Below are 22,196 nucleotides of genomic sequence, written 5' to 3'. Positions count from 1 at the left end.
CGCGCGAAAGGCAAAGAAGTGCGCTTTGCCATCCACCCGGTGGCGGGCCGCCTGCCGGGCCACATGAACGTGCTCCTGGCCGAGGCCAAGGTTCCTTACGACATCGTGATGGAGATGGACGAGATCAACGACGACTTCCCGCAGACGGATGTGGCGATCGTGATCGGCTCCAACGACATCGTGAACCCGGCGGCGCAGGAAGACCCGAACTCGCCCATTGCCGGCATGCCGGTTCTGGAGTGCTGGAAGGCGAAACAGGTGATCGTCTCCAAGCGCGGCCAGGGCACCGGCTACTCCGGCATCGAGAACCCGCTGTTCTTCAAGGAGAACACCCGGATGTTCTACGGCGACGCGAAACAGAGCCTCGACACGCTGCTGAATTCGATCAGCTGATCGGATCCGCAAACCAACACCAGCAAGGCGCCCCAATTGGGGCGCCTTTTTTGTGTGGGCATGAAGGCCGCATGCGCGGCGGTGGCAAGGCGTAGATTCGCGCGTCGAGCGGGGTACGCCTGGGCCGCCGAGACGCCGATGAGATGCAGGGCAGGGGCGGTGCCCGAAGTGTTTCTGGTTTGGGTGCCGAATGCGGCGGTCAGCCGGTTCTTTGCGGCGGGTCAGCGCGCTTTCGTATACTGTCGTATTCACTCAAAGCATTGATTGTAAACATTTCTTTACTTTGCCTCGGGGCGATCTATGGTGGCCGGGATTGCCCCGGAGACCACCATGACAAAGATCCAGGACCACCCGCTGCGCTACCAGCTGACAAATGAGCTGCATGCCCGTCCGTTTCCGACCATCTCCAGCCCCTCCACGGTGAGCTACCTTGCGGTGAAGCAGCCGCAGGATGCCGAACATCGCGACAGGGGGCAGGATCTGCAGCATCTGATCGAGTTGCTGGACCGACACGGCGCGGCGCACCCGAAGCCCGGGGCGACCCATCACACGGCGCAGATCGGGCGGCACACCCTGAAATGGGAGCAGCACTCGGAGTTCGTCAGCTACACCGCCTATGCAAATGGTGTCAGCACGCGGGCCTTTGACCCGGCGGATTTCGAGGTGTTTCCAGCCGATTGGCTGGCCACCGCGCCGGGGCAGCGGATCACCTCGGCGATGATCCGTGTGGTGCAGCATGACGGGGACGGGAGCCTGCAGCCGATGCTGCAGGAATGGTTCGTTCCCGAAAGCCTGGCGGTGTCGCGCGTGCTTGACGGCAGCGCAATTGTGGCCGGGGATTTCCGCATTGATCCAGCGGGGCACGTGCGGTTTGCCATTCTGCCTGCGGCGGACACGGGCAACCAGCGCATCGGGCGCATCGTCAAACGCCTGTGCGAGGTGGAGACCTATCGGGCAATGGCGATGCTGGGCCTGGCGCGCGCCCGGGATCTGACGCCGAGCATCAGCAAACTGGACACGCGGCTCAGCGAGATGATGCTGGAGATGACGTCAGGCCAGACCCCGGCGGAGGAAACCCTGTCGCAGCTTCTGGTGGTCTCTGCCGAGCTGGAGGCGATGGCGGCGCGCTCGGCGTTTCGGTTCAGCGCCACGGGAGCCTATGACGCGCTGGTCAATCAGCGCATCGGCTTGCTGCGCGAGGAACGGTACAAGGGGTTCCAGACCCTTGGCGAATTCATGCTGCGCCGGTTCGAGCCGGCGATGCGCACGGTGACCTCTACCGAGCGGCGGTTGGAAATGCTGGCCGACAGGGCGCGCCGCGCAGGTGAGCTGCTGCGAACCCGCGTCGATGTCGAGCGGTCCGCCCAGAACCAGGCGCTGCTGGCTAGCATGGATCGGCGCGCGGATCTGGCTCTGCGCTTGCAGCACACGGTCGAGGGGCTGTCGGTCGTGGCGATCAGCTACTACGCGGTCTCGCTGGCCTCTTATGCGCTCTACCCGCTGGCGGCGGTGTTGAACCTCAGCAAAGGGGGGCTGACGGCGCTGCTTACGCTGCCGGTCGTCGCGTTGGTTTGGCTGGCCGTGCGCCGGATTCGGAAGCGCCTGCACTGAGCCAAGCATTCATCGCAAGACCGCCCAGTGCAATCGACGCCAGTGCCAGCAGGGCGGCGACGCTCAGCGTGGGAATGCCGGCAAGACCAGCGCCAACCGTGCAGCCGCCGGCCAGCACGCCGCCAATGCCCATCAACCCGGCACCGGTCATGTAACGACCGGTCTGGCGCGGACTCTCGAAGCTTTGCCATTGGAAGCGGCCGCTCAGCAGGGCGGCAAACAAGGCACCCAGCAGCACGCCGCCGACCAGGCCGGGTCCGAAACCGGCCGGGATAGAGCTGGAGGCGACGATGAAGAACAGCGTATCGGCGGCTGGAGCGGTGAAGGACAGGCTTTCCATCGCGATCGGGTCAAACTCGTCATAAAGGATGAAGCCCGTGCCCACCCAGGCGATTGGCACCAGCAGGCCGATCAGCGCAGCCGCAAGCAGCGTTGGCAGGCCGTTTCCGGAGCGCAGCGCGACAACCAGGGCGGCCGCCGCCATCAGGAGGCTCCACAACCAGCTGCCGCTGGGGAGCGCCGCCAGCGAGGCGTATTCAGCCAGGGGTAGGGTGACCGCGCCCAACGTGGTGCGCAGGGGGGCCAGAACCCCCTTGAGCGTCGCATGTGCGGTGATCGAAAAGACCACGATCACCAGCAGCGCGCGCAGGTTGCCGCTGCCACCCAGCACCAGCAGGCGCGATGCGCAGCCGCGTGTGAGGATCATGCCAGCTCCGAACATCAGCCCCCCCGCGACGATGGCCAGTACCGGCAGATCCGCAGCCATCAGGCGGTGGTCGGCAAAATCGATCCAGCCCTGTGCGACGGCCGCCTGTGTCGCGATCACCGCCGTCGCCAGCGCCAGCATCCAGACGCCGGCAGCCTCACGCCGGTCCTGCCCGACGAGGGCGCGTCGGAAACAGAACCCTGTCCACTGCGCCAGAGCGCCAAAGACAAGCCCGACAACGAGGGCAAACAGCACGGACACTTGTCGCGCGGTGGTCTCTTCAAAGCCGAAGGTTTCGAACATCTCGGTCACCAGCTGGGAAACGGAATATTTTCCCGAAATGGCGGTAATGAGGGCGCGGGGCAAGTCTTGATATGCGGCTTGACGGTGACAAAGCGGGGATGGCGTTCGCATCGTCTTGGCCAGAGCGAACAAATTGCCTGGCAGGCCGCAGGGGACGAAACAAACTGGCCACCCGAAAAGGGTGGCCAGAAGTCATGTTCTTATTTGAATGTGTTTTTGCGATTGCGACCTCAGCGCCCGCGGATGCGGGGGTCGAGGGCGTCGCGCAGGCCGTCGCCGAGATAGTTCACGCTCAGCACCGTCAGCGAGATCGCCATGCCGGGCCAGAACACCCGCTCGGGGTACTGCTGGAGATAGTCGGTGGCATCAAACAGCAGTCGTCCCCAGGTCGGGAAGTCCGGCGGGAAGCCGAGGCCGAGGAAGGACAGCGACGATTCCGTGATGATCGCCGTGGCGATGCCCAGCGTGGCCGAGACCATGATCGGCGACAGCACGTTGGGCAGGATGTGCCGGGTGATCAGCTTGCGGTTGGTGGTGCCGATCGAGCGCGCTGCCATCACGAATTCGCGCTCCTTCAGTGCCAGCACGTCGCCGCGCACGATCCGGGCGGTCGGCATCCAGCTGGTGACGCCGATAGAGGCCACGATCAGGATGAAGATCCCCTGTTCCGGTCCAAAGGCGGCGTTCAGCGGCTCGCGGAACAACAGCATCATCACCAGCAGCAGCGGCAAGAGCGGCAGCGCGAGGAACAGGTCGGTGAGCCGCATCAGCGGACCGTCCAGTTTCTTGAAGAACCCGGCCATTACCCCGATGAAGGAGCCGAGCACCAGCGCCAGCAGCATCGCTGTCAGGCCGACTGAGACCGAGGTCGCGCCGCCTGCCATCATCCGGGCCAGCATGTCGCGGCCCAGCTGATCGGTGCCGAAGGGGTGCGCCCAGCTGGGGCCCTGGTTGCGGGCGCGGATGTCGATCTTGGTGGCGTCGATGTCCCAGACCAGCGGCCCGGCATAGACGGCGAGGATGATGAACAGGAACAACGCCCCGCCCATCAGCGCGCCGCGGTGGGATTTGAACTGGTCCCAGACGTCCAGCCACTGGCTGCGCGGCGGGTTGTGCAGCTCTTCCAGGGCGCCTGCTCCCGGCACCGAGGTGGAGGCCGGTGCCATGCCTTCGTCGGGCACAAAGCGTTCCTTGTCAGTCATAGCGGATCCTCGGGTCAAGAATGCCGTACAGCACGTCGGCGATCAGGTTGAACAGCACGATCAGCACCGCAAAGATGAAGGTCAGCGTCTGCACCATCGGCAGGTCGTTGGCCTGGATGGCGCCGATCAGGAGCTGGCCGATGCCGTTCACCTTGAACACCTGCTCGGTGATGATGGCGCCGCCGAAGATCGACGGGATCCCCAGTGCGATCACGGTGACCACCGGGATCATCGAGTTGCGCAGGACGTGGACCATGACCACGACATATTCGCTGAGGCCCTTGGCACGGGCGGTGCGGACGTAATCCTGGTTCAGGTTGTCCAGCATAGAGGCCCGCATGAAGCGGCTGAGCTGCGCGGTGATCTGCAGCGCCAGCACCATCACCGGCATGATCATCTGCTTCAGCTGGTAGACAAAGGCGTCCCAGCTGTCGACCACATGGGTGGTGTCATAGATTGACGGGAACCAGCCTAGCTGCACCGAGAAGATCACGATGACCAGCACCCCCGAAAAGAACGGCGGCACCGAGAAGCCGACCATCGACACGAAGGTGCCAAGCTGGTCGAACCAGCTGTACTGGCGGTAGGCGGAATAGATGCCGATCGGCAGCGCGATCAGGATCGCCACGATATAGGCGGTGCCAACCACCCACAGGGTCTGCGGCATGCGCTGGATCACGATGTCCATCACAGGCGAACGGGTCTGCCAGGAGATCACCCGCAGATCACCGGCCGAGAAGCTGGTGCCGAGGTAATGGTCGATCAGAACCTGTGGCTCGATCCAGAAGAATTGAACCAGCCACTTCCAGAACCGGATGTGCATCGGCTGGCCGAGGCCAAGCGCCTCGCGCATCTTTTCTTTCACTTCGGGGGGGACGGTCAGGGGAACCTGCGCCATCGGGTCGCCGGGGGCGAGCTCGAGCAGCAGGAAAATCACGAGGCTGATGAAAAGCAGTGTCGGAACCGCGAGAAACAGCCGCCGGATTGTAAAGGTCAGCATCAGGTGGGCGCCTTTGCAACTTGTTTGGAATTCGGGTCAGGCTGGGTGCCTTGGAGCCATACGCAGCGCGGCGCGGCAGGCGGGCGCGGGGTAATGGCAAGGGGCCCCGGCAGAACGCCGGGGCCCCGGTGAGGCAAGCCTGGGCTTACTTGATGCGGTACCAGTCAGCCACGTTCCACAGCTCGCTGTCCCAGACGTTCAGGTCGACGCCGCCCAGGGTATTGGAGTGTGCCGACAGGCGACCACGGTGCACCAGCGGGATCATGCCGCCTTTTTCGATGATGATATCGTTCAGGCGCTTGGCGATCTCGGCGCGGGCTTCCAGACCGGCGGTCTTGGTCAGCTCGGCGTGCAGCTTGTCGTATTCCTCGTCACAGAAGCGCGAGATGTTCTCACCCTGCCACTGGGTGGCCGGGGTCGGAGCCTTGTCGCACAGGCCGTTGCCCAGGTAGGACTGCGGATCGGTGCCGTTGAAGGTGTTGGCGTACATCTCGACGTCGGCGTAGAACTTCTGGAAGGTGTCGGGCGAGCCCGGGTCACCACCGAAGAAGACGCTGGAGTTGATGTTGCGCAGTTCGGTCTCGATGCCGATCTGGCTCCACCATTCCTTGATCAGCGCCTGGAAGTCCTGACGCACGGCGTTGGTCGAGGTCTGGTACAGGATCTTCATCGGCTTGCCGTCCGGGGTTTCCCGCACGCCGTCGCCATTGGTGTCCTTGTAGCCGGCTTCCTCCAGCATCGCCTTGGCGCCTTCGATGTCCTGGGTGGAGCAGTCGAAGGTGTCGGAGGCGAAGGCTTCAGGCGCGGGCACCCAGTTGCAGCCGACCTTGCCGGCCTTGCCGTAGCCGATCTCGACCAGCAGCGGGCGGTCGATCGCCATCGACATCGCCTTGTAGACCGCCGGATCGCCCAGGAACGGGTGCGGGCGGATCACCGACCGCTCGTCCGGGCCAAGCGCCGGGTCGGGGTTGGTGTTGTTGAGCATGATGCGTTCGACCAGCGGGCCGAAGCCTGCCACCGGCTTGCCCTTGCCGCCGGCTTCCATCTGCGCGATCACTTCCGGCGCCAGCTGCAGGTTCCAGGCGTAGTCGAACTCGCCGGTTTCCATCACCGCACGGCCCGCCGCGGTGGCATCGCCGCCGCCCTTGAACAGCACCTTGGCAAAGGCGGGCTTGTTCGGGTCGCGGTAGTTGTCGTTGGCCGACAGGGTGATCACGTCGTTCGGCTTGAACTCATCCACAACAAAGGGACCGGTGCCGATCGGGGCAAAGTTCGCCTCGGTACACTCGGGGGCCTTGGCGCCAAGGCAGTTCTCGAACTGGGCCTTCTGGATGATCGGGCTTTCACCGCCGACGAAGGGCCCGTAGGGGAACGGGGTCGGCTCGGCGAAGGTCACCTTGACGGTCAGATCATCCAGTGCTTCGACGTTGGTGACGCCTTCGTATTTGGTTACCTGTGCGCAGCCACCTTCGGGGTGCATGCAGTATTCGGCGGTAAACACCACGTCATGGGCGGTGAAATCGCTGCCATCGGACCACTTGATGCCCGGGGCGATCTTCCAGGTGATCGACTTCAGGTCTTCGCTGACGCCACCATTCTCGACGGTCGGGATCTCGGATGCGAGAAACGGCACCATGTTGCCTTTGGAATCGTAGCGCGCCAGCGGTTCAATCACCAGCGAAGCCGCCTCGACGTCCTTGGTGCCACCCGACAGGAACGGGTTCATGATCGACGGCGCTTGCCAGTAGATGATGTTGACCTGGCCATCCGACCCACGCTCGGCGAAGGCCGCCGGGGCCAGAGTTGCCGCAGCAACGGCACCCATGAGAAGGGATTTGAACTTCATTACACTCTCCTTGTCGGACACGGTTTCGTGTCTTTTTGTTGCCCGGACCTGAGACAGCCCGGATTTTGCCGCATCACTGCGGAAGTCTAGCACTCAGACCTGCTGGTATCGGGAAACCAAGACACTGGTGGCCGGTCAAAAAAGCGGCACGAACTCTCTGTCGGATGCACCGACGCGCGATACCTCGCAGGAAAACGCTGAACTCATCGAAAACCACTTGCAGGAAAATTGCAAATTCGAATTTTGGAGTAGTCATGCGAAATTTGCATGAGCATTTCGCAGGAAACTAGAGTTTACTGCAAAACCAGAAGCCGCGATCAAAAAGTGGTCACCAGACAAACAAATGGGGAAGTTGACATGCTGGACAACGCAATTGCGTCCATCCGAAATCTGCGCGTGGAGTTTCAGACCAAGGATGGCACTGTCACCGGCGTTGAAAATGTGTCCTTCGATGTAAGCCCCGGCGAAACCGTCTGCATCGTCGGGGAATCCGGCTCGGGCAAATCGGTGTCCTCCTTGTCGCTGATGCGGCTGGTAGAGTTCGGTGGCGGCGAGATCGCTGGCGGCGAGCTGGTGTTCAACCGCCGCGAGGGCGGCAAGACCGATCTGGCGCGCGCCGAGCAGGAGATGATGAAGCAGATCCGCGGCAACGAGATCGGCATGATCTTCCAGGAGCCGATGACCGCGCTGAACCCGGTGTTCACCGTCGGCCGCCAGCTGACTGAGGGGCTGCGCATCCACAAGAACATGTCCAAGGCCAAGGCCGAGGAACGCGCGCTGGAACTGCTGCGCCAGGTGCGTATCCCCGAGCCTGAGCGCCGCCTGCGCCAGTACCCGCACGAGCTGTCGGGCGGCATGCGCCAGCGTGTGGTGATCGCAATGGCGATGGCCTGCGAGCCGCGCCTCTTGATCGCGGATGAGCCGACAACCGCGCTGGACGTGACCATCCAGGCCGAGATCCTCGCCCTGATGGACCGGCTGAAGCGTGAGACCGGAACGGCCGTCATGTTCATCACGCATGACATGGCGGTTGTTGCGCAGATGGCCGATCGCGTCGTCGTCATGTTCCGCGGCAACAAGGTTGAGGAAGGCTCCGTCGAGGAGATCTTTGAAAATCCCAAGCACGACTACACCAAAGCGCTGTTGGCGGCGGTGCCCAAGCTGGGCGAGATGCGCGGCAAGCAGTATCCCGAACCGATGAAGCTGATGGGCGTGACCGACCAGAAGATCGAGCCGATCAAGGGCACCGACGAGGTGCTGCTGGACGTGCAGAACCTGACCACCCGGTTCCCGGTCAAGGGCGGCCTTCTGCGGCGGACCATCTCGAATGTGCATGCAGTCGAGGATGTGTCGTTCAAGGTTTTCAAGGGCCAGACCCTGTCGCTGGTGGGCGAATCCGGCTGCGGCAAATCCACTGCGGGCCGCTCGATCCTGCGGCTGGTGGAACCTTTGTCGGGCAAGGTCAATTTCGAGGGCCGGGACATCCTCGGTCTCAGCCACGCGCAGATGCACAAGGCGCGGCTTGATATGCAGATGATCTTCCAGGATCCCTTTGCCTCTTTGAATCCGCAGATGCAGCTGATGGACCAGGTGGCGGAGCCGCTGCGCAACTATGGCCTCGCCTCCGGCTCGGAACTTCAGGATCGCGTCGCCAGCCTGTTCGACCGGGTCCACCTGCCGCGCAGCTTCATGCGCCGCTACCCGCACGAGATGTCCGGCGGCCAGCGTCAGCGGATCGCAATTGCCCGCGCGCTGGCGCTGAACCCCAAGCTGATCGTCGCGGACGAGGCGGTCTCGGCGCTCGACGTGTCGGTGCAGGCGCAGGTGTTGAACCTGATGATGGAGCTGCAGGCGGAGCTGGGCCTGTCGTTCCTGTTCATCAGCCACGACATGGCGGTGGTCGAGCGCGTCAGCCATCAGGTCGGTGTCATGTACCTTGGTCGCATTGTTGAAATTGGCCCGCGTGATCGCGTTTTCGAGAACCCCTTGCATGCCTACACGCAGGCCCTGATGAAGGCGGTGCCGATTGCCGATCCGCGCCAGCGCAAGTCGGAGCGCGAGCTGAATTTCAAACCGATTCCCTCGCCGATCCACGGGCTGGACTACCAGCCGGAACCCTCGGAGTATCTCGAGCTGGAGCCGGGCCATTTCGTGCTGAAGACCGACAGCGGCTATTAAGGCGACGGACATGGCAACTGTGCTGACGCCGCTGGAGATCATGACCCGTCTGGTCTCCTTCCCGACCGTGAGCCATGACACCAACCTGCCGCTGGTGGATTGGGTGCAGGCCTATCTGGCCAGCCATGGTATCGAAAGCCACCGCTGGGTCGATCCGCGGCAACCACACAAGGCGGCTGTATTTGCCCATGTCGGCCCCCGCGTCGAAGGCGCCGTGGTGCTCTCGGGCCATACCGACGTGGTGCCGGTCGACGGCCAGGAATGGCAGAGCGATCCCTTCACGGTAGAGGAGCGCGACGGCAAGTATTTCGGTCGCGGCACCTGCGACATGAAGGGGTTTGATGCGCTCGCCATCTGGGCGCTGGTCGAGGCGCACCGGCAGGGCGTTAGCCGCCCCTTGCAGCTGGCGCTCAGCTTTGACGAGGAAATCGGCTGCACCGGCGCGCCGCCGATGATCGAGGCGATGCAACCGCTGCTGCCCAAGGGCGCGGCGGTGATCGTCGGCGAGCCTTCGATGATGCAGGCGGTGACCGGCCACAAGGGTATCATCGGCTTTGATACGCATCTCACCGGGTTCGAGGTCCACTCCTCCCTGCTGCACACCGGCGTCAGCGCGGTGATGCAGGGCGCGCGGCTGATCGACTGGGCCAACCAGCGCAACGCCGAGAACGTGGCGGCGGAGCCGGGCGAGGTGCAGGCAATGTTCGAGCCGCCCTGGACCACTGCCCATGTCGGCACCGTCACCGGCGGCACCGCCAACAACATCACCGCCAAGGAATGTCGGTTTGTGATGGATTTCCGGGTAGTGCCGAGCGAGAATGCCTCCGACTGGGAGGCCGCCTACCTGGCCGAGGTGCGCCGCATCGAGGCAGAAATGCAGGCCGTCCACCCGGACAGCCGCATTGACGTGCAGCGGGTCTTCGCGGTGCCCGGACTGGTGCCGGAAGCCGAGGGCAGGGCCGAGGCGCTGGTACGCAGCCTGACCGGCGACAACGGCACCCATGTGGTCAGCTACGGGACCGAGGCGGGCCAGTTTCAGGCGGCGGGATATTCCGCGGTGATCTGCGGCCCCGGCGACATCGCCCAGGCCCATCAGCCCAACGAATACATCACCGTCGCCCAGTTCGAGGCGGGACATGCATTCATGCGCAAGCTGCTGGAGCGGCTGCAGGGCTGACCGGCGGCGCTTTCGCGCCCTGAGACCGACCGCTGCCTGCGCAGATACAGGGCAGTGGCGCGCCGTGCGGCGGCCATGACGCCCGCGTGCGCATTTCAGTCCGGCGGTGCGAAATACGGCCGGGTGATTACTTGCTAAAGCAAGTTTTTTCGCAGACAGTCAGCGGCAACGGCAAAGGGCCGCGCAGAAACGGAGGGGAACATGCCAGTCAAAAATCGCTTGGCCGAAATGCATACGGAGATAACTGGCTGGCGCCGTCATCTGCATCAAAATCCCGAACTGATGTATGAGGTCCACGAGACCGCCGCCTTTGTCGCGGCGCGGCTGAAGGAGTTCGGCGTCACCGACATCACCACTGGCGTTGGCAAGACCGGCGTGGTCGCGGTGATCGAGGGCAAGACCAACACCTCGGGCCGCACCATCGGTCTGCGCGCCGATATGGACGCGCTGCCGATCCCCGAAGCCTCGGGGGTGGACTATGCCTCCAAGACGCCGGGGGTGATGCATGCCTGTGGCCATGACGGCCACACGGCCATGCTGCTGGGCGCGGCCAGATATCTGGCGGAGACCCGCAATTTCGACGGCCGCGCGGTGCTGATCTTCCAGCCTGCCGAAGAGGGCGGCGCCGGTGGCAAGGCGATGTGTGATGACGGGCTGATGGACCGCTGGCGCATTCAGGAGGTGTACGGGCTGCACAACATGCCGGGCCTGCCGGTGGGCGAATTCGCCATCCGCCCCGGCGCGCTGATGGCCTCCTCCGACGAGTTCGAGATCACCGTCACCGGCAAGGGCGGCCATGCCGCGGCGCCGCATGACGCCATCGACACCACGCTCGTCGCCTCACAGATCGTGGTCTCGCTGCATTCGATCGTCTCCCGCAACGTGGACCCGGTGAAGCGCATGGTGCTGACCGTCGGCACGTTCGAGACCGACAGCACGGCGTCGAACGTGATCGCCCATACTGCCCGGTTGCAGGGCACCGTGCGCACGCTGGACCCGGAATACCGCGAACAGGCCGAGGGCTGGGTGCGCCGCGTGGTTGAAAACACCGCCGCCGCCTATGGCGCCACGGCCGAAGTGAAATGGAGCCCCGGCTACCCGGTGACGGTCAATGACGCGGCCAGCACCGATCACGCGGTGGAAGCCGCGCGGGCGGTCGCTGCCAAGGTCGATGCGGAAACCGCCCCGATCATGCCGTCCGAGGACTTCGCCTATATGCTCGAGGAACGCCCCGGCGCCTACATCTTCCTCGGCAACGGGGACACCCAGATGTGCCACCACCCGGCCTATGTGTTCGACGATGACGCCATTCCGCTCGGCTGCAGCTGGTTTGCCGAACTGGTCGAACGCCGCATGCCCGCCGCCTGAGGAGTCACTGATGCCGATCAAGAACCGCGCTGCGGAGTTTCACGAGGAAGTCGCAGGCTGGCGCCGCGACATCCATGAACACCCCGAGATTCTTTATGACACCCACCGCACATCGGCGCTGGTGGCGGACAAGCTGCGCAGCTTTGGCTGTGACGAGGTGGTGACCGGCATCGGCCGCACCGGCGTTGTCGCGGTGATCCGCGGGCGCATGGACACGCAGGGCCGCGCCATCGGTCTGCGCGCAGACATGGACGCGCTGCCGATGCAGGAACAGACTGGCCTGCCGCATGCCTCGAAGACTGATGGCGCGATGCACGCCTGCGGCCACGACGGCCATACCGCGATGCTGCTGGGCGCGGCCAAATACCTGGCCGAGACCCGCAATTTCGACGGCACCGCGGTGGTGATCTTTCAGCCTGCCGAGGAAGGCGGCAACGGCGCCGAGGCCATGTGCAAGGACGGCCTGATGGAGCGCTTTGGCATCGACGAGGTCTATGCCATCCACAATTCACCGGGGTTGGAGGCGGGAAAGTTCGCCATTCGCCCCGGCCCGATCCTCGCTTCGGTGGATGAGTTCACCATCACCCTGCAGGGCAAGGGCGGCCATGCGGCCAAGCCGAATGAGACCGTGGATACCACGGTGATGATGTGCCACCTGATCACCGCGCTGCAGACCGTTGTGTCGCGCAACGTCGACCCGGTGTTGCAGGGCGTGCTGTCGATCACCTCGGCCGAGACGTCCTCCAAGGCGTTCAACGTGATTCCCGACTGGGCCGAGGTCCGCGGCACCATCCGCACCCATGCGCCCGCGGTCCGCGAGCAGATCCCGCAGCGGCTGCGCGCCATTCTTGGCGGTATCACCCGGACCTTCGGCGGTCGCGGGGAAATCGATTTTCACCTTGGCGTGCCGGTCACCATCAACGATGCGGTTGCCACCGAACGCGCCCGCGCGGCGGCGCAAGCCGTGGCGGGCGGCTGCGAGGAGGTGGCGCTGGCAATGGGAGGAGAGGACTTCTCCTTCATGCTGCAAGAGCGCCCCGGCGCGATGATCCGCTTGGGCAACGGCCCCAGCGCCGGGCTGCACCACCCCGAATATGATTTCAACGACGAGATCATCCCCGCCGGTATCAGCTGGTTTGCTGAACTGGTGGAACGAAGAATGCCCGCGTCCTGACGGCGCGGGAAACCTACCCAAGAAGGAGTGTAAAATGCCGGTCAAGAACCGCTTTGCCGAATTGCAGGATGAAATCACCGCCTGGCGCCGTGACATCCATGAAAACCCCGAAATCCTGTTCGAAACCCACCGCACCAGCGCGCTGGTGGCGGAAAAGCTGAAGGAATTCGGCTGCGACGAGGTGGTGACCGGCATCGGTCGCACCGGCGTTGTCGGCGTCATCAAGGGCAAGTCCGACAGCGCGGGCAAGGTGATCGGCCTGCGCGCCGACATGGACGCGCTGCCGATTCATGAGCAGACCGGGCTGGACTATGCCTCCAAGACCCCTGGCGCGATGCATGCCTGCGGCCATGACGGCCACACCGCGATGCTGCTGGGCGCGGCCAAGTACCTGTCCGAGACCCGCAACTTCGACGGCACGGTGGTGGTGATCTTCCAGCCCGCCGAGGAAGGCGGCGGCGGCGGCAAGGAAATGTGCGACGACGGCCTGATGGAGCGCTGGAACATCCAGGAAGTCTACGGCATGCACAACTGGCCGGGCCGCCCGGTAGGCTCCTTCTCGATCCGCCCGGGCGCCTTCTTTGCCGCCACCGACCAGTTCGACATCACCTTCGAGGGCCGCGGTGGCCATGCCGCCAAGCCGCAGGAAACCATCGATACCACCGTGATGGCCGCGCAGGCGGTTCTGGCGCTGCAGACCATCGCTGCGCGCAACGCCGACCCGGTAGAGCAGATCGTGGTCTCGGTGACCTCCTTCGAGACATCATCGAAAGCGTTCAACGTGATACCGCAGAAGGTCCAGATCAAGGGCACCGTGCGCACCATGTCCACGGCCATGCGCGACCTTGCCGAGGCGCGGATCAAGGAAATCTGCACTGGCATTGCGGCGACCTTCGGCGGCACTGCGGATGTGACCTATCATCGGGGCTATCCGGTGATGGCCAACCACGAGGAGCAGACCGAGTTCGCCGCCAAGGTGGCTGCCGATATCTCCGGCAGCTGCGACGAGGCACCCTTGGTGATGGGCGGCGAGGATTTCGCCTTCATGCTGGAAGAGCGCCCCGGCGCCTATATTCTGGTCGGCAACGGCGATACCGCCGCGGTGCACCATCCGGAATACAACTTCAACGACGAAGCCATCCCGGCGGGCTGCAGCTGGTGGGCCGAGATCGTCGAGCAGCGGATGCCTGCGGCCTGATCGGCTTGATCTGAAACAGGGGAGGGGGCTGTCTGCCCCCTTCCAGCGTCACTTGACTTGGCTATTTGGCGCAAGTCACCCTCTCCCCCCCCCAAAAGGGGGCAATTGCGATCTGAGCCAACCGCGCGGACCTGCCGTCTGCGGTTAGTGCTCTAGCATCTCGCGGTAGATGGTGACCAGGGTTTCGGCCTCTTTCTCCAGTGCGAAATTGGTGACCGCATGCTTGCGCGCGGCCTTGGACCACTCCGCGAGGCGGCCTTCGGTGGTCAGCACGGATTTGATCGCCTCGACCATCTGGCCGGTGTCGTCGGGATCGATCAGCAGGCCGGTCTCGCCGGGCGCGATCAGCTCTTCGAAGGCGCCGACGCGGGTGGCAACGGCGGGCACGCCGCAGGACATCGCCTCCAGCGGGGTGAGGCCAAACCCCTCCCAGCGCTGCGGGGCGACGTAGAGATCCAGCGCCTGATACCAGCGTGCCACTTCCCAGACCGGGACTTCGGGTGGGAACAGCAGCCGCTCGGACAGGCCCGCAGCGGCCACGCGGGCGCGCAGATCCTTCTCGAAGGCTGCGTGTTTGTCGGTGGCGCGGCCCATCACAATGCCAACCGTGTTGGGGTTGTCTTTCAACACCTCGAGCATCGCATCGACAAAGACATCGGTGCCCTTCTGCGCGCGGATCCGGCCGTAGCAGCCGATCAGGATGTCGTCCTGTGGCAGGCCCAGCTCGCGCCGCAGGGCCTGTTTGTCCCGAGGCGGGCAGAAATCATCGGTGTTAATGCCGTGATGTACCACTTGCACGGGTTTCTCGAGGTAGGCCGCCCCCTTGGCAGAGGTGGCAATCACCCGGTCCATCTGCCCGATCAGCCATTTGGTATAGGTCGAATGGTGGCGCTGCGAGGCCGAGGTGAACAGGAGTTTCAGCCGCTTGCCCAGCAGGTATTTCAGCGCCAGCCCGCCCAGCATCTCGACGTTGCGCCGGGCATGCCAGACGCGCGCGCCGGTGGGACCGTTGCGGCGCATGAAGATCAGCTGCGCCAGTGATAGATGCGGCAGATCCTCGGGCAGACCGCTGCCTGCCGTGGCAATGGCGATGTGCTGCCGTTGCAGCGGCACCAGTCGGACGATGGTGGAGGTGACGCCGGACAGGCGGCGTTTGAAGTTGGGGGCGATGACCTCGATTGCGTTGGCGTCTGTCCGGGCCATCACGGGGCCTCCTGTTGTTGCGCAGGCAGCAGCGCCAGAAGCGATGCGACCGTCTGATCCAGCTGGTCCGACTGGCGGGAGATGAACTGCGCCGCGGCTGTGCGGGCGGCTTCCAGCTTCTCCGGCTCTTGCAGCCAGAGCGACAGCTGTTCTGCCAGCTGTTCAGCCGTGGTGACCTCTGTCGCGGCACCAAGCCGGGTCAGCTCGGCGTAGGTTTCGGCAAAGTTGAAATGACCTGTACCGCTGATGACCGCCGCCCCGGCCTGCATGGGCTCAAACGGGTTGTGGCCGCCGATCTCGCGCAGCGAGCCGCCGAGAAACACCAGCGGGCTCAGCGCATACCAGGTGCCGACCTCGCCCAGCGTGTCCGCAAGATAGACCTGCGTGTCCGGGTTGGGGCCTTCGCCGACACTGCGGCGTGCCGAGGTGAAGCCGGCGGTGGCAATCAGCGCTTCCACCGCATCGCCGCGTTCCGGGTGGCGGGGGGCAAGCAACAGGCACAGGTCCGGGTGGCGCTGCAGCAGCAGGCGGTGCGCCGCAAGCACGGTTTCCTCTTCACCCTCATGGGTCGAGGAGGCCACCCAGACCGGGCGCGGTCTGAGGGCGGCGCGCAGGTCGGCCAGGGTCTTTTCATCTGCGGGCAGGGGCGCGGAGACCGCCTTGAGGTTGCTGCCGGGGCGGATGCGCTCCGGGGCGGCCCCCATGGCGGCGAGGTTGTCGGCGGTCCGCTGGTTCTGGGTCACCAGCAGATCGAACTGATCGAGGATGAAGCGCGCGGTTTCTGGGCGCTTTTTCCAGCCTTCGGCAGAGCGCTCGGACAGCCGCGCGTTCAGCAGCACCAGCGGGCAACCGGTCCGGCGGGCGCGCACCAGCATCTGCGGCCACAGCTCGCTCTCGACAAAGACGCCCAGATCGGGCCGCCAATGGGCGAGGAAACGATCGACGGCGGCGGCGCTGTCCAAGGGCGGGAACTGGTGGCGGCAGCGCGGCGGCATGCGTTTTTCGATCAGCTCGGCCGAGGTGGGCGTGCCGGAGGTGATCAGGAACTCCGCTCTGGGCAGCTGCTCGCCCAATCGGCGGATCAGGGTCAGCACCGACAGGCTTTCGCCTACCGACGCGGCGTGGAACCAGATCAGCTGTCCGCCGGGGCGCGGCAGCGAGGCGTGGCCGAGGCGTTCGCGCACACGTGTTTCGGGCAGACCGTAGGCGCGCAGCCTGGCCGCCACCTTGCGCCAGGCGAAGGGGGCAATGAGGGCGCTGGCGCCGCAGTACAGCGAATAGAGCAGCGTCGGCTGCGCAGGTGTTTCCCCGGGCATGGGTCAGCCGCCAGTGTGGCTCATGTGGCGGGTCATCTGGCCTGCAACCTCTTGCCGGGAGTAGTCGAAGTCATGGCCGCGCGGCTTGTCGCCAATCGCTGCGCGGATCGCGGCCTCCAGGTGGCCGCTGCCCTCGGGATGGGCGCGTAGGGGCGCGCGAAGGTCGGCTTTACCCTCCTGGCCAAGGCAGGTGTAGATCTCGCCGGTGCAGGTGACGCGCACCCGGTTGCAGCTTTCGCAGAAGTTATGCGACAGAGGCGTGATGAAGCCGATCTTCTGGCCGGTTTCCTCCAGCCGCACATAGCGCGCCGGGCCGCCGCTGCGTTCGGCGAGGTCGGTGACGGTGTAATGGCGCTCATACTCGGCGCGCAGGTCCTTCAGCGACCAGTATTGGCCGATGCGCTCCATGGCGCCGATGTCCTCGCCCATGGGCATGACTTCGATCCAGGTCAGGTCCATGTCCCGTTCGGCGCACCAGCGGGTGATTTGCGGCAGCTCGGCCTCGTTGAAGCCTTTCAGCGCCACGGTGTTGATCTTGACCCTCAGCCCCGCCTTTTGCGCGGCATCGATGCCCTTCAGCACCTGCGGCAGGCGGCCCCAGCGGGTGACATCCGCGAATTTCTGCTCGTCCAGCGTGTCGAGCGAGATATTCACCCGGCGCACCCCGGCCGCATAGAGATCTTCCGCGTATTTCGCCAGCTGCGAACCGTTGGTGGTCAGCGTCAGCTCCTTAAGGGCACCGCTGTCCAGATGGCGGCTCATCGCGTCGAAAAAGGTCATGATGCCCCGGCGCACCAGCGGCTCGCCGCCGGTGATGCGCAGCTTTTCCACCCCGAGCCGGATGAAGGTGGAGCACAGCCGGTCCAGTTCCTCCAGCGTCAGCAGGTCCTTCTTGGGCAGAAAGGTCATGTTTTCCGACATGCAGTAGACGCAGCGGAAATCGCAGCGGTCGGTAACCGAGACACGCAGGTAAGTGATTGCGCGGGCGAAGGGATCGATAAGCGGAGCTGTCATGTGTCTTAGGTAAAGGCGGCCACAGTCCGCGACAAGGGGGACGTGATGTTTTGTGGCTGGCAAACTGTTTCGCACAAGGCTAGGGTCACCGCATGCGTATGACAGTTTTTTCCCTTGCGTCCATTTCCCTGCTGGCGGCTTGCAACAGCCCTCAGCTGAATTCTCAGATTTTGGGTGGTCAGGCGTCTGTGCCTGTACAGGAAACCGGGCAATCGCCGGTTCTGGAACCAGCACCGGGTGTTGAGGTCGCAGAAGCTGCGCCGCTGGCGCCCGATGCCCCCTCGTTCAGTGGCTCGGCCATGACCGTGGCCTCCCTCGGCGATCCTTCAGTGCCGGGGATGTGGATGGAAACACCGCTGGTTGCTACAGAGCAGCAGGCGCTGGTCCGGTCCGATCGGAACACGCAGGTGGTGGTGACGCTGAAGCCGCTGGCCGCTGGGGCCTCCGGCGGGAGCCGTCTGTCGATCGGCGCGATGCGGGCGCTTGGCCTGCCGCTGACCGAGGTCGTTGAACTGCAGGTTCTCCCGGCCGGGTAAGGCTGTTTTGTTCGGGGCGGGCCAGACCGTGGCCGGATCGCCCCGCCAAGGTCAGGCGTTTTTCAGATATTTGCCCGCTTCCTTGCGGGCAAAGCCTTTCATGGCGTCGCCATGTTCCGCCAGAAAGGCGCGCGTGCGGTCTGAATCATGCTTGCTGAGGTCGCGCAGCCACCAGGCCACCGCTTTCTGGATGAACCAGTCGCGGTCCGGCACGTAGGACGCGGCCCAGCCGAGGATGCGCTCGCGCCGCTCCTGGTCCGCCGGTTTCAGATTGTTCATCTTGGCCCACGGCAGGGTGGCGACCAGCGCCGCGCGGCGGGTCCACATGTGTTCAGACTGCGTCCAGTCTGCCACCGTGTCCAGCCGTTCGGGAGCTGCCACCAGCCGCTTGGAGATGGCAGAGCAGGCGTGATCGGCGATCGCCCAGCTGTCAAACTGCGGCACCCAGCCTTGCAGCAGGTTCCAGACCGCGCCGTCTTCCTTGATCCGCGCTTGCGTCAGCAGCTTGCCCGCGGCGATGCGGGCTTCGAAGATGTCGCTGTCCCACAGGGCGCGGGCCAGCTCCTCTCGCTCTGCGACGTCCAGAGCCTGCCGCCAGGATTTGGTCAGCTCGTTTATGGCAGGGTTCGGGACGCCCAGTACGTCCCGGGTCTGCTTGTGATAGGCGGTCATCTGCTCGGCCCGGCCGGGTTCGGCCAGCGCTTTCAGCTGATCAAGCGCGCCCTGCAGTGTGGGTGCGGTCATTCCACGGTCACCGATTTGGCCAGGTTGCGCGGCTGGTCGACGTCGGTCCCCTTGGCCACCGCGGTGTGATAGGCCAGCAGCTGCGCCGGAATTGCATAGAGGATCGGGCTCAGCGCTTCCTTGACGGCAGGCATACGGATCGCCTCCCAGACATCGTCGCCCGCCGCCGCAAGGCCCGCCTGATCCGAGATCATCAGGACCTTGCCCTTGCGCGCCAGCACCTCCTGCATGTTGGAGACGGACTTGTCGAACAGGCTGTCATGGGGCGTCAGAACCACCACCGGCATGTTCTTGTCGATCAGCGCGATGGGGCCGTGTTTCAGTTCGCCGCTGGCATAGGCTTCGGCATGGATGTAGCTGATTTCCTTCAGCTTCAGCGCGCCTTCCAGCGCCAGCGGGAACATCAGCCCGCGGCCCAGGAACAACACGTCGCGGGCCTCGCTGACCTTCTGAGCGGCCTGGCGGATTGCCTCGTTCTGCTCCAGCGCCGATGACAGCACGTTGGGCAGGCCGCGGATGGCGCTGGCGTAATCGGCCATCTCATCTTCGGACAGATGTCCGCGATCGCAGGCCGCCTTCAGCGCCAGCGCCAGCAGCACGGTCAGCTGGCAGGTGAACGCCTTGGTCGAGGCGACGCCGATTTCCGGCCCGGCAAAGATCGGCAGCGCCAGATCGCTTTCGCGCGCGATCGAGCTTTCGGGGACGTTGACCACCGACAGGATGCGGTCGGCCTTCTCCCGGCAATAGCGCAGCGCCGCCAGCGTGTCGGCGGTTTCCCCGGACTGCGAGACGAACAGCGCCGCGGTCTTGGCCGGGATCGGCGGTTCGCGGTAGCGGAACTCGGAGGCGATATCGACCTCGACCGGCAGGCGGGCGATCTGCTCGAACCAGTATTTCGCGGTCAGACAGGCATAATAAGCCGTGCCGCAGGCGACCATGGTCAGCCGGTCCACCTGCGCAAAATCCACGCCGTCGCCGGGCAGGCGCACGGCGTCTTCCTCGACCGGCAGGTAGTGGCGGATGGCCTCGGCGATCACATGCGGCTGCTCGGCGATTTCCTTGGCCATGAAATGCTTGTGCCCGCCCTTGTCGACCTGGGTCGAGTCGATCTGGATGGTCTTTGTCTCGCGGTTGACCAGCGCGCCTTCGGCGTTGCGGATTTCCGCACCGGCGCGCGTGACAACGGCGCGGTCGCCTTCTTCCAGATAGGTGATCCGGTCGGTGAGAGGTGCCAGTGCGATCGCATCGGAACCGACGAACATCTCGCCGTCCCCATGGCCGATGGCCAGTGGCGAGCCCTTGCGGGCGGCGACGATAAGATCTTCCTGACCCTCAAACAGAAACGCCAGCGCAAAGGCGCCTTCCAGCCGGTCCAGCGTCTTGAACGCTGCCTCGACGGGGGGCAGCCCCTGCTGCAGATGGCGTTCGGTCAGCAGGGCGACGGTTTCAGTGTCGGTCTCGGTGCGGAACTCCAGCCCGCAATCCAAAAGCTCGGCGCGCAGTTCCTTGTAGTTTTCGATGATGCCGTTGTGCACCACGGCCACCGCGCCCGCCCGGTGCGGATGGGCGTTGGCAATCGATGGTGCGCCATGGGTGGCCCAGCGGGTGTGGCCGATGCCGGACTTGCCCGCCAGTGGCTCATGCACCAGCAGATCGGACAGGTTCACCAGCTTGCCCACCGCGCGGCGGCGCGCGAGGACGCCTGCGTTCACGGTGGCGATGCCCGCGCTGTCATAGCCGCGGTATTCCAGCCGCTTCAGCGCCTCGACCAGGATCGGGGCGGCCTCGTGATTGCCCAGTACGCCGACAATTCCGCACATCACTTGGCTCCCTTCAGCAGGCGGGCCTTCTTGGCGCGCAGCATGTCCATCAGCTTGCGCGCGCGGCCCGGTTTGTTGGTTTGTTCGGCGCGGGCAATGGCCAGGTCGCCGTCGTCAACATTCTTGGTGATCACCGCACCGGTCGCGGTCATCGCCTCGTTGCCGACCCGGACCGGCGCCACCAGCATGGTGTTCGATCCGATGAAGGCCCGGGCGCCGATCTCGGTGCGGTGCTTCATCACCCCGTCATAGTTGCAGGTAATCGTGCCTGCGCCAATATTCGTGGCTTCGCCCACCGAGGCATCGCCGATGTAACTAAGGTGGTTCACCTTGGCGCCTTCGGCAATCTCGGCGTTCTTGATTTCGACGAAATTGCCGATGTGGGTGTTCTCGGCCAGCTCCGCGCCGGGGCGCAGGCGGGCATAGGGGCCGACCTTGGCGCCGCGGCTGACGTGGCAGCCCTCAAGATGAGAGAACGCCCGGATCAGCGCGCCGCTTTCCACCGTGACGCCGGGGCCAAAGACCACGTTGGGCTCGATCACCGTGTCGCGGCCGATATAGGTGTCAAAGGCGAGATAGACCGTCTCGGGCGCCATCAGGGTGACGCCCAGCTCCAGCAGTTCCGCCCGCGCACGTGCCTGGAACACGGCATCCGCCTGCGCCAGATCGGCGCGGGAGTTGATGCCCAGCGTCTCGGCCTCGTCGCAGGCAACCGCGGTAACCGTCTTGCCCTTGGAGCGGGCCAGTTCCACGAGGTCGGTCAGGTAGTATTCGCCAGAGGCATTCTCGTTGCCGACCTCGGAAATCAGATCGAACATCACCGCCGCGTCGCAGGCCATCAGGCCGGAGTTGCAGAAGGTGATGGCGCGCTCGGCTTCGCTGGCGTCCTTGAACTCGACGATGCGCTCCAGGCTGTCACCGTCCATCACCAGGCGGCCATAGCGGGCGGGGTCGGCGGCCTCGAACCCGAGGATCACCAGATCGGCGCGCTGGCGGGCCTCGACCATGCGCTCCAGCGTCTCGGCGCTGACAAAGGGGGTGTCGCCGTAAAGCACCACGACATCGCCCGTGAAACCTTCCAGCGCGCTACGGGCCTGATCAACCGCATGGGCGGTGCCCAGCTGCTCTTCCTGCAGCACCACCTCGGCCTCCGGGTCGATCTCGGCAACGGTCTTGCGCACGGCTTCCGCGCCGTGACCGGCGACGATGATCGTGCGCTCCGGCTCCAGCGCGCGGCCTGCGGCCATGGCGTGTTCCAGCATCGGCGCCTGGGCGATTGGGTGCAGGACTTTGGGAAGATCGGAGTTCATCCGCGTGCCTTTACCGGCCGCCAGGATGACAAGGGCAATGCTCATAATCGCTTTTCTCTTTGTCTTTTTAGCGCTCCCGTTTTATCCGCTGGGGGGC

18 protein-coding genes are annotated in these 22,196 nt (G+C 64.7%); 8 read left to right on the top strand and 10 right to left on the bottom strand.

The genetic code is table 11. The annotated features are described in order from the left end of the window. Positions 1-393: NAD(P)(+) transhydrogenase (Re/Si-specific) subunit beta (locus AB9K35_RS12815; protein ID WP_369926587.1), on the top strand; the 393-nt coding region annotated here is incomplete at its 5' end. 330 nt (positions 394-723) lie between these two features. Next, positions 724-2,004, top strand: a complete 1,281-nt coding sequence (locus AB9K35_RS12810; RefSeq protein WP_369926585.1) for a DUF3422 family protein — start codon at positions 724-726, stop codon at positions 2,002-2,004. Here the strand turns inward: AB9K35_RS12810 and AB9K35_RS12805 are convergent. From AB9K35_RS12805 to AB9K35_RS12790, 4 genes are all read right to left on the bottom strand, one after another. After that, complete coding sequence (locus AB9K35_RS12805) at positions 1,940-3,013, bottom strand: YeeE/YedE family protein (protein WP_369926593.1); 1,074 nt, start codon at positions 3,011-3,013, stop codon at positions 1,940-1,942. The two genes, AB9K35_RS12810 and AB9K35_RS12805, sit on opposite strands and share 65 nt — an antisense overlap. Before the next feature lie 230 nt (positions 3,014-3,243). After that, a complete protein-coding gene (locus tag AB9K35_RS12800) occupies positions 3,244-4,215 on the bottom strand; it encodes an ABC transporter permease (protein ID WP_222453618.1) in 972 nt (323 codons plus the stop codon). Continuing rightward, positions 4,208-5,215, bottom strand: a complete 1,008-nt coding sequence (locus AB9K35_RS12795) for an ABC transporter permease (RefSeq protein ID WP_222453617.1) — start codon at positions 5,213-5,215, stop codon at positions 4,208-4,210. The genes AB9K35_RS12800 and AB9K35_RS12795 overlap by 8 nt, the downstream gene beginning before the upstream one ends. A gap of 145 nt (positions 5,216-5,360) precedes the next feature. Next, positions 5,361-7,061, bottom strand: coding sequence for a peptide ABC transporter substrate-binding protein (locus AB9K35_RS12790; protein WP_222453616.1), 1,701 nt, complete (start codon positions 7,059-7,061; stop codon positions 5,361-5,363). Between the two features lie 357 nt (positions 7,062-7,418). Between AB9K35_RS12790 and AB9K35_RS12785 the strand changes: the two genes are divergently transcribed. The 5 genes from AB9K35_RS12785 (at position 7,419) to AB9K35_RS12765 (ending at position 14,156) form a co-directional block, all read left to right on the top strand. Continuing rightward, entirely contained in the window at positions 7,419-9,239 is a 1,821-nt protein-coding gene (locus AB9K35_RS12785) for a dipeptide ABC transporter ATP-binding protein (RefSeq protein ID WP_369926581.1), read from the top strand. A 10-nt stretch (positions 9,240-9,249) separates the two neighbouring features. Continuing rightward, positions 9,250-10,416: an acetylornithine deacetylase gene (gene argE / locus AB9K35_RS12780; protein ID WP_369926579.1), complete on the top strand. Its 1,167-nt coding sequence runs from the start codon at positions 9,250-9,252 to the stop codon at positions 10,414-10,416. 201 nt (positions 10,417-10,617) lie between these two features. Beyond that, complete coding sequence (locus AB9K35_RS12775) at positions 10,618-11,784, top strand: M20 aminoacylase family protein (RefSeq protein ID WP_369926577.1); 1,167 nt, start codon at positions 10,618-10,620, stop codon at positions 11,782-11,784. Between the two features lie 10 nt (positions 11,785-11,794). Then, a complete protein-coding gene (locus AB9K35_RS12770) occupies positions 11,795-12,958 on the top strand; it encodes a M20 aminoacylase family protein (protein ID WP_369926575.1) in 1,164 nt (387 codons plus the stop codon). A gap of 34 nt (positions 12,959-12,992) precedes the next feature. Further along, entirely contained in the window at positions 12,993-14,156 is a 1,164-nt protein-coding gene (locus tag AB9K35_RS12765) for a M20 aminoacylase family protein (RefSeq protein ID WP_222453611.1), read from the top strand. Positions 14,157-14,300: 144 nt separating this feature from the next. On the opposite strand, the gene AB9K35_RS12760 is transcribed toward AB9K35_RS12765, so the two are convergent. From AB9K35_RS12760 to moaA, 3 genes are read right to left on the bottom strand one after another with little or no spacing between them, the layout of a single operon-like run. Further along, the gene (locus tag AB9K35_RS12760) at positions 14,301-15,359 is read right to left on the bottom strand and encodes a glycosyltransferase family 4 protein (protein ID WP_369926573.1); all 1,059 of its coding nucleotides are present in this window, start codon (positions 15,357-15,359) and stop codon (positions 14,301-14,303) included. Further along, positions 15,359-16,675 carry a 3-deoxy-D-manno-octulosonic acid transferase gene (locus AB9K35_RS12755; RefSeq protein ID WP_369926571.1) on the bottom strand — a complete coding sequence of 439 codons (1,317 nt, stop codon included), beginning with the start codon at positions 16,673-16,675 and terminating at the stop codon, positions 15,359-15,361. The genes AB9K35_RS12760 and AB9K35_RS12755 overlap by 1 nt, the downstream gene beginning before the upstream one ends. Before the next feature lie 3 nt (positions 16,676-16,678). Next, positions 16,679-17,689 carry a GTP 3',8-cyclase MoaA gene (gene moaA, locus AB9K35_RS12750; protein ID WP_369926569.1) on the bottom strand — a complete coding sequence of 337 codons (1,011 nt, stop codon included), beginning with the start codon at positions 17,687-17,689 and terminating at the stop codon, positions 16,679-16,681. A 92-nt stretch (positions 17,690-17,781) separates the two neighbouring features. Here moaA and AB9K35_RS12745 point away from each other — a divergent pair, with 92 nt between their 5' ends. Then, complete coding sequence (locus AB9K35_RS12745; protein WP_369926567.1) at positions 17,782-18,225, top strand: hypothetical protein; 444 nt, start codon at positions 17,782-17,784, stop codon at positions 18,223-18,225. Between the two features lie 51 nt (positions 18,226-18,276). Here the strand turns inward: AB9K35_RS12745 and AB9K35_RS12740 are convergent, their stop codons facing one another. From AB9K35_RS12740 to glmU, 3 genes are read right to left on the bottom strand one after another with little or no spacing between them, the layout of a single operon-like run. Beyond that, a complete protein-coding gene (locus tag AB9K35_RS12740; RefSeq protein ID WP_369926565.1) occupies positions 18,277-18,969 on the bottom strand; it encodes a DNA alkylation repair protein in 693 nt (230 codons plus the stop codon). After that, positions 18,966-20,789, bottom strand: a complete 1,824-nt coding sequence (glmS, locus tag AB9K35_RS12735; RefSeq protein WP_222453605.1) for a glutamine--fructose-6-phosphate transaminase (isomerizing) — start codon at positions 20,787-20,789, stop codon at positions 18,966-18,968. The genes AB9K35_RS12740 and glmS overlap by 4 nt, the downstream gene beginning before the upstream one ends. Continuing rightward, positions 20,789-22,144 carry a bifunctional UDP-N-acetylglucosamine diphosphorylase/glucosamine-1-phosphate N-acetyltransferase GlmU gene (gene glmU, locus AB9K35_RS12730; protein ID WP_369926563.1) on the bottom strand — a complete coding sequence of 452 codons (1,356 nt, stop codon included), beginning with the start codon at positions 22,142-22,144 and terminating at the stop codon, positions 20,789-20,791. The genes glmS and glmU overlap by 1 nt, the downstream gene beginning before the upstream one ends. Positions 22,145-22,196 lie beyond the last annotated feature (52 nt).

This window comes from Leisingera sp. XS_AS12, assembly GCF_041224635.1.
Taxonomy (GTDB): Bacteria; Pseudomonadota; Alphaproteobacteria; order Rhodobacterales; family Rhodobacteraceae; genus Leisingera.
Note: the sequence above shows the minus strand (reverse complement) of the source record. Positions and strands in the feature narration are given on the sequence as shown.

Bases quoted from the DNA above. Each gene is read 5' to 3' on its own strand.
- AB9K35_RS12755 (WP_369926571.1), bottom strand. From the start codon at position 16,675: ATGCCCGGGGAAACACCTGCGCAGCCGACGCTGCTCTATTCGCTGTAC.
- AB9K35_RS12800 (WP_222453618.1), bottom strand. From the start codon at position 4,215: ATGACTGACAAGGAACGCTTTGTGCCCGACGAAGGCATGGCACCGGCC.
- argE (WP_369926579.1), top strand. From the start codon at position 9,250: ATGGCAACTGTGCTGACGCCGCTGGAGATCATGACCCGTCTGGTCTCC.
- glmS (WP_222453605.1), bottom strand. From the start codon at position 20,789: ATGTGCGGAATTGTCGGCGTACTGGGCAATCACGAGGCCGCCCCGATC.
- AB9K35_RS12770 (WP_369926575.1), top strand. From the start codon at position 11,795: ATGCCGATCAAGAACCGCGCTGCGGAGTTTCACGAGGAAGTCGCAGGC.
- AB9K35_RS12810 (WP_369926585.1), top strand. From the start codon at position 724: ATGACAAAGATCCAGGACCACCCGCTGCGCTACCAGCTGACAAATGAG.
- AB9K35_RS12775 (WP_369926577.1), top strand. From the start codon at position 10,618: ATGCCAGTCAAAAATCGCTTGGCCGAAATGCATACGGAGATAACTGGC.
- AB9K35_RS12790 (WP_222453616.1), bottom strand. From the start codon at position 7,061: ATGAAGTTCAAATCCCTTCTCATGGGTGCCGTTGCTGCGGCAACTCTG.
- AB9K35_RS12805 (WP_369926593.1), bottom strand. From the start codon at position 3,013: ATGTTCGAAACCTTCGGCTTTGAAGAGACCACCGCGCGACAAGTGTCC.
- AB9K35_RS12745 (WP_369926567.1), top strand. From the start codon at position 17,782: ATGCGTATGACAGTTTTTTCCCTTGCGTCCATTTCCCTGCTGGCGGCT.
- AB9K35_RS12765 (WP_222453611.1), top strand. From the start codon at position 12,993: ATGCCGGTCAAGAACCGCTTTGCCGAATTGCAGGATGAAATCACCGCC.
- AB9K35_RS12740 (WP_369926565.1), bottom strand. From the start codon at position 18,969: ATGACCGCACCCACACTGCAGGGCGCGCTTGATCAGCTGAAAGCGCTG.
- AB9K35_RS12795 (WP_222453617.1), bottom strand. From the start codon at position 5,215: ATGCTGACCTTTACAATCCGGCGGCTGTTTCTCGCGGTTCCGACACTG.
- moaA (WP_369926569.1), bottom strand. From the start codon at position 17,689: ATGACAGCTCCGCTTATCGATCCCTTCGCCCGCGCAATCACTTACCTG.
- AB9K35_RS12785 (WP_369926581.1), top strand. From the start codon at position 7,419: ATGCTGGACAACGCAATTGCGTCCATCCGAAATCTGCGCGTGGAGTTT.
- glmU (WP_369926563.1), bottom strand. From the start codon at position 22,144: ATGAGCATTGCCCTTGTCATCCTGGCGGCCGGTAAAGGCACGCGGATG.
- AB9K35_RS12760 (WP_369926573.1), bottom strand. From the start codon at position 15,359: ATGGCCCGGACAGACGCCAACGCAATCGAGGTCATCGCCCCCAACTTC.